Origin of the sequence: Microvirga sesbaniae (assembly GCF_025460805.1) — a bacterium.
Classification (GTDB): domain Bacteria; phylum Pseudomonadota; class Alphaproteobacteria; order Rhizobiales; family Beijerinckiaceae; genus Microvirga; species Microvirga sesbaniae.
This window is the reverse complement of sequence record NZ_JAMXFJ010000085.1, coordinates 1-6895: the sequence shown is the minus strand read 5'-3', so window position 1 is coordinate 6895 and position 6895 is coordinate 1. Positions and strand designations below refer to the sequence as shown.

The following is a 6895-nucleotide window of genomic DNA, read 5'->3' as shown; positions in this document are numbered from 1 at the left end:
CCCAATGGTGTCGTCGATATCATCGAGTTCACAATCGTGGCCGATGATCCATCGGAGACAGCCGACCTCTATCGGGCGATCTTTGGGTCTGAAGCGGTGACCGAGGTCTCCGGTGGTCACGCCCTGCAGGCGGGCAAGGCAACGGTTCATTTTCTCAGCCCTGCCGAGGTCGACAGGCGCTTTGCCGGCGCGGCAGTGACCACCACAAGTCAGGGTGATCGCATGGTCGCGTTGACCCTTCGAACACGCTCCCTTGATTTGGTCCTCGAAAGTCTCAGATCCGGGCAAATTGCTGGTGCTCATGCAATGCCGGATCGCATTATCGTGCCTGCCAGCGCGGCCGGCAGCGTGGCTCTTGCGTTCGTCGAATGAGGCAGTAGTTTCGCGCACGAAGAATGATGGACGCTCGAGTTCTGGTTCATCGTGTTCCTCCAGATTACGACGGAAAATCGGCAGGTCCTTATGTAACAGACTTGCAACGATGTCCGTTGCAAGTCGCTCTGCAGCGACCTTGGCACCTGGAATATCGCTGGCGACAGCTCTGTGGCTGAGCGCCAATTCAACGGAGGATTGGTATAGAAGCGGGATTTCGCGAGCCGGGCACGCCCGACTACAGCTTATAGTTGTGGCTTGTTGTCGTGGGAAAAGCGACTGTGCCAAGCTGGTTCGTCCACTCGCTCGGTCCATGACCAAAGTCGAGATGCGCTACGGCCAGCTTTTCGCTAAGACACGTCAACGGCCTGCATTGGCAGACAAGGAAAAGCCGGGCCAAAGCCCGGCGAAGTTTAGGTCCGACAAATCAGTCAAAACCTTCCAGAGGGAACGGCCGATCAGCTATGACGGAATTTAGGTGACGGGGCCGATCAGGCGGCGCTGTTTGTCGGCAGCAGGATGACCTCGCTGCCGTCCTGGAATCTGACACCAGCGATCACCTTCGGCAACTGGTTTTCACCCATCAGCCGGCGCCAGGTTTTCGCAGCCGCCATGATGAGCTTGAACACCATCAGGCGAGCAGTCGTTGGAGACAGCGCGCCCTTGGTGCGCACGGTGCGGTGCCGCACGGTCGCAAACACGCTCTCAATCGGGTTCGTCGTGCGCAGATGGATCCAGTGCTCAGCCGGCCAGTCGAAGAAGGCCAGCAGCGCCCGCTGGTCCTTGCGCAGGCACTCCACCGCCTTCGGATAGCGTGCGCCATAGGCGTCCTCGAACAGATCGAGGGCGACCTCGGCCTGAGCGCGGGTCGGGGCGAGATAGATCTCCCGCAGGGCCCCCTTCATGCCTGGCTGCACGGACTTGGGCACCTTGTTGAGCACGTTAGCGGTCTTGTGCAGCCAGCAGCGTTGATGATGCGTGCCGGGAAAGAGCTCGTCGAGCGCCTTCCAGAACCCAAGCGCTCCGTCTCCCACAGCAATGTGAGGCGCAATCGACAGACCCCGCCGCTTGATCTCGACCAGCAGCTCGCGCCAGCTCTGGGCACTCTCGCGCACGCCGGCCTGGATGCCGATCAGCTCCTTCTTGCCCTCCGGGGTGGCGCCGATCAGCACCAGGATGCATTCAGCCTGGTCCGCCATCCGGGCCTGCAGGTAGACGCCGTCGGCCCAAACATAGACGTAGCGCCGGGCCGAGAGATCGCGGGCCTGCCAACGCTCGTACTCGCTCTGCCATTCGCCCGTGAGTCGGGTGACCACCGAGGGCGAGAGGTTGGGCGCATCCTGGCCGAGCAGGGCGGAGAGCGCCTCCTGGAAGTCGCCGGTGGAGAGCCCGCGCAGGTACAGGATCGGCAGCAGCGCATCCAGGCTTTTGGTGCGCCGCGCCCATTTCGGCAGGATCGCCGAGGTGAAGCGGATGCGATCCGCGCCCGCAGCGCCGCGGTCGCGGATCTTGACCCGGCTGACTTCGACGGGACCGATGCCGGTCTGGAGCGTGCGCTCGGGACCGTGCCCGTGCCGGACCAGGCGCTCGCGGCCATCCGGCAGCTTTAGATCGCGCATGCTGGCCAGATAAGCCTCGGCCTCGCTCTCGATGGCCTGGGCCAGCAGCTTGCGGGCGCCGGCTCGGAGAATATCCGTCAGGGGATCGTCAATGATATCGGGCTGACGAAGGCGGACAATGTTGGTAGTCTCGTTCATGGCGTATCGCTCTCCTGGAGAGGTTCTGGCAGGCTCGACACCCGCCTCGATACGCCGCCTTTCTCACACCGTCATCACCCAGGTTCCACCATAGCTGACGGCCGATACGACAGCGCCGGGAGGAAAAAAGCGGTGCCGCTTTGAAATCAGCCATTGCTGATATCGGCGGCATCGCGCCCTTCTGCAATGCAGCATGCCTCATGAAGGGACTGCGCTGAGAACATGGCAGGGCTTTTCATGCCGACAGGGATCTCCCTGCCCAATCAGTTCGGCCTCGGCTTGGTGCTAACCTCACCAGGATGCAGGGTGGAGACGCCGCTTCCACCGCTCATGTCGCGGCAGTTGAATAGCGGCTGCTTGACGTTTGATAAGCCTACGGTCGACCGCTTGCGGTGATGTCACCGCCGATGGCCAAGTGAACTCGGCGTCTGGAGTTTCCTCAAGGTCACCCATTGGCTGGGATGCTTCGATCTGTTCAACTACTTCAGAAGTTTTCCTCGTCGGCCTCCGCGGACTGGCTTTCGCACTCTCGCCCTGCATAGCCTGAACATCATGACCGGACATCGCATTCTCTTCCGTAGCAATGTCAGCCTGCGGCATGACTTCGGTGCCGCCCGGCACAACTGAGTGTGCTTTCTTCGCGTCTTCGGAGGCGCTCATTGCCAGATCAAGCTCCACTTGTTCCCGATTGCCCCCTGGCGCAGAGTGCTTGCGGCGGGCTGGTTCAGCAGGATCCGAGCTACCCCATATGGGCTCGATAATGCTCAGCAGCATGCGTGGAACAGGAGATGGCTTGGCAGCTGCCTCAGGCTCTTCCCTCTGGAAGACTTTGGCGGGCTCAACCGGTGCCGGCTCGAATAGGGGCTTTGGCGGGAGGTGATGAGGGTGACTTGGAATGCGGGATTTCTTGATCTCGACAGAAAAGGGCCTGGTGTTCCGCTTCATCTCACATGCTGGCTATTAACGAGGAAAGATGGTGCCTTAAGATCGCGCTCGTATGACGTCAACCGTAAGGCAGCACGTGGCTTTCATCTGTAACCTTCGTGAGCCTACAGATTTCAGAATATATTCTGCGTGGTTACCTCTCCCAAACAGCATCAGATCCCGCTCTCGTGAGAGAATCCCACAAGTCTATGCGGCTCGTCGGGGGAACAGTCTGTGCAATAGGCGAGGCTTGTCGCTAGCGATAGCAATTCCGGTACTCTCGCCCATCAGTCGCCGCGCCGCGTCAAGGTAGGCTTGAGCCGGAGCACTGCCAGGACTGCCCAGAGTGACAGGCGCTCCGACATTTGAGCTCAGCAGCACGTCTCCACTCTCTGGGATGATGCCCAGCAGCGGAATGGACAGGATCTCCTGCACATCCTCGACCTTCATGATCTCGCCGCGCCTGGCACGAACGGGATCATAGCGTGTGAGAAGCAGATGCTTGTCGACGCACTGCCCATTCTCGGCTTTGGCTGTCTTGGCGCCGAGCATGCCGATGATCCGATCAGCGTCGCGGATTGAGGACACCTCGGGGTTCACCACCACGACAGCGACATCGGCGTGCCGCATCGCCAGAGTGGCTCCTTTCTCGATGCCAGCCGGGCTATCGCAAATGACCCAGTCGAACTGCGTGCGTAGATCGGCAACGATTCGTGCGACTCCCTCTTCGGTCAAACTGTCCTTGTCGCGACTCTGCGAGGCCGGCAGGAGAGCGAGCGTGTCCCGGCGTTTGTCCCGGATGAGAGCCTGCGCGAGCTTTGCCTCGCCTTTGATGACATTGATCAGGTCAAAAACCACCCGCCGCTCGGCACCCATCACGAGGTCGAGGTTGCGCAAGCCGACATCAAAGTCGACGACCACCACCTTCTGCCCGTTCTGAGCGAGTGCCGCACCCAGAGCGGCGGTTGAGGTCGTCTTACCGACTCCGCCCTTGCCGGAGGTCACAACGAGAACCTTGCCCTGTTTGCCCTTCGTCTTTGCTTTGGTTTGCTTTGGTCGTGGCTTCTTCATCGCTGGCATTTCTCCAGAGAGACCGTGAGGAGGCACGGCACCCACGCAGGCACAAGCGAGACCGAGAGACAGCAACACGGGACGAGGCCGAAGAGAACTGAAGCAGTGACGGCCATGCCCCTCGTAAGCAGGTCCATTCCGCGCTCGAAGTGGTTACCAGGAGGTTAACGAGCCGACGAAGAGCGCCCGTCGCGACTGGGCAATCTCCTGTTTGCGGTCTATTAACCATTTTGCAGCGAGCATGGTCATGCAGATCCGGCTCACAGATCAGCGTTCTCCTCCAAAGCAGCCGGGGCGCGGATGAACCGCCTCGGTCTGCTTGGAGACGTGAATGTCCGAGTGCAGTAATTGTCTCGTAACCACAATCTCGATCGAACTTGATCCAAACGGCCGGCGCGGCATTGGTCTTGTGCCTGACGGGAGAGCACTGCCCATGACCATTCTTGATCCGATTACCGGAAACCTCGTCACGATCGATACGTCGAGCCGGCCGCGCCGCTGACGTTCTTGGAGCTTTGGAGGATGGTGATGAAACGATCCTCAGCACGCCGGGCCAGACGCTGGATCATTCACGAGCTGACCCGCAGTCTCGATCAACTGTCTCACACTGCAATCACTGTGAGCTTGTCGAGCGATGGCAAGGAAAAGGACCAGACTTGGCGATAGGAATATGATGTTCACGAGAAACGCCAGCCTGCATGAGCAAGAAGTAACCTCGTGTTGAGATAATTCGGCGATCCTGCCGGTGTGAAAGTTCACTTCTGCAGCCGCTGAAATCTCCGTACTCGGTTCATGCTACCTCTTCGTTGACTCAACTCAGGTTGGCCTTTCGACCAATAGCAGGTCGCATCGCGTGCTGATGCCATTGCGCAGTCGGAGATGAGCATTTTACCCCTCTCACGACCACAATAACACCTCCTTAGCTCTAACCGCGTAACCAGTGCGAGTGCTGAGAAAGGTGAGAGATGGCGCTGCGGTGGAAGCCAACCATTCCTGACGACAACAACCCTGATGATGTGGTGGGCAGCCTGCACCTTCACGTCTTTGCGCGGGTATATCGTGTTTCCAACGGAAGCGACCAGGGTCGCTTCCGTTGGTATCTCAATGACGTTCCAGCCTCAGCCGGAGTGAGATTGCAGGGCATCGAGGATACACAGAGGAAGGCTCAACAGGCCGCCAACCTTCATTTCCAGCAATGGCTCAAGTGGGCTGGGCTGATGGAAGCCCCTGTCCGAGGCAGGAAGCAACTCGTCCTCCCCTTTCACCTGAGCTCTCAGTCCGAGCGTGGCAAGCCAACGCGGAAGGTCAAGCCAGCTCCCACGCCCGCACGCTGACCTCAACCGAGAGTTTCGGAGAAAGAGGCCTTCCGGATCCCGAGGATCAACTATTCAGTTTGGAGCATCCTATGGGCGACCGTGTTGGCGGCAATCTTACGAAGAACAAAGCTGCTCCAGCCGGAGCGACGCCACTTTGTACGGCTTGGCTCATGGCCGGAACTTTCCGGCCAGCGCTTTCCGGTCCAATCCCGCAGCCGAGAAGGAGGGCGCAGGCAGTTACGCCTCAGGTCCGGTTGGTTGCGCCCACTGTGCCACGGTTCAGGAAGGAGCGATACGCTGGATTGTCGCTCTCGTCCCAGTACGGGTATCCAAGCTCATCCAGACTGCGCTTGAGCTGCGCCCGCTCTGCGACTGGAACCTGAATACCGGCCAGCACCCTGCCATAATCGGCGCCATGGTTGCGGTAGTGGAAGAGCGAGATGTTCCAGTTGCCGGATAGCCTATTGAGGAACTTCAGAAGGGCTCCGGGCCGCTCGGGGAACTGGAAGCGGAAGATCAGCTCATCCTGAAGGCCAGACGCTTGTCCGCCGACCATGTAGCGCACATGCAGTTTGGCCATCTCGTTGTTGCTCATGTCGAGCACCGGATAGCCCTGCTCCTGCAGCATGGCGATGATCTGCCGCTTCTCCGGATCGCCGTCCGAGAGCTGCACGCCCACGGAGATCTGCGCTGCCTGAGGATCCGAGTAGCGGTAGTTGAACTCGGTAATGGAGCGCTTGCCCAATAGCTGAATGAAGCGGCGGTAGCTGCCCGGCTTCTCGGGAATGGTGACTGCCAGCAAAGCCTCGCGGTGCTCGCCGATCTCGGCCCTCTCGGCGATGTGCCGGAGCCGGTCGAAGTTCATGTTGGCACCGCTGTTGACAGCAACCAAACCGTGCGGCCGCGGCCCTTCCCGCTCCACATATCGCTTCAAGCCCGCGAGGCTCACGGACCCGGATGGCTCGGCGATCGCACGCGTATCCTCGAAGATGTCCTTCACGGCCGCACAGATCTCGTCCGTGCTGACGGTGATCACCTCGTCGAGCAGCTCGCGGCAGAGGCGGAACGTCTCCTCACCGGCCCGGCGCACGGCCACGCCATCGGCAAACAGCCCGACTTGGTTCAGGATGATGCGCTCACCAGCTGCAAGAGCACCCGCCATGCTGGCGGCGTCCTCCGGTTCAACGCCGATCACCTTCACCTCGGGCCGCAGGAACTTTGTGTAGACGGCCACTCCCGCCGCCAGCCCCCCGCCTCCAATTGGCACGAACACGGCCTCGAGCGGATCGGGATGCTGGCGCAGGATCTCCATGCCGACGGTGCCCTGCCCGGCAATGACATCCGGATCATCGTAAGGGTGAATGAAGGTGAGGCCCTTCTCGGCCTCAAGCTGACGGGCGTGGGTATACGCCTCGTCGAAGCCCTCGCCATGCAGGACCACGCGCCCGCCCTGCC

General features: G+C 60.4%; 4 protein-coding genes and 1 pseudogene. 1 reads left to right on the top strand and 4 read right to left on the bottom strand.

Annotated elements, in window-relative coordinates:
• Positions 1-372, top strand: a pseudogene (locus OCW50_RS32525) (VOC family protein); the annotation flags it as partial.
• Positions 373-863: 491 nt separating this feature from the next.
• Here OCW50_RS32525 and OCW50_RS32520 read toward each other — a convergent pair.
• The 4 genes from OCW50_RS32520 to ilvA form a co-directional block, all read right to left on the bottom strand.
• A complete protein-coding gene (locus tag OCW50_RS32520) occupies positions 864-2129 on the bottom strand; it encodes an IS256 family transposase (protein WP_262300354.1) in 1266 nt (421 codons plus the stop codon).
• A gap of 291 nt (positions 2130-2420) precedes the next feature.
• Positions 2421-3074 (bottom strand): hypothetical protein, encoded by a 654-nt coding sequence (locus tag OCW50_RS32515; protein ID WP_210808088.1) that lies wholly within the window; start codon positions 3072-3074, stop codon positions 2421-2423.
• 186 nt (positions 3075-3260) lie between these two features.
• Positions 3261-4124 carry a septum site-determining protein MinD gene (gene minD, locus OCW50_RS32510; protein ID WP_210808163.1) on the bottom strand — a complete coding sequence of 288 codons (864 nt, stop codon included), beginning with the start codon at positions 4122-4124 and terminating at the stop codon, positions 3261-3263.
• A gap of 1560 nt (positions 4125-5684) precedes the next feature.
• Positions 5685-6895, bottom strand: a 1211-nt coding sequence (gene ilvA / locus OCW50_RS32505; RefSeq protein WP_262300353.1) for a threonine ammonia-lyase, biosynthetic, incomplete at its 5' end; no start/stop codon positions are given.

Bases quoted from the DNA above. Each gene is read 5' to 3' on its own strand.
- OCW50_RS32520 (WP_262300354.1), bottom strand. From the start codon at position 2,129: ATGAACGAGACTACCAACATTGTCCGCCTTCGTCAGCCCGATATCATT.
- OCW50_RS32515 (WP_210808088.1), bottom strand. From the start codon at position 3,074: ATGAAGCGGAACACCAGGCCCTTTTCTGTCGAGATCAAGAAATCCCGC.
- minD (WP_210808163.1), bottom strand. From the start codon at position 4,124: ATGAAGAAGCCACGACCAAAGCAAACCAAAGCAAAGACGAAGGGCAAA.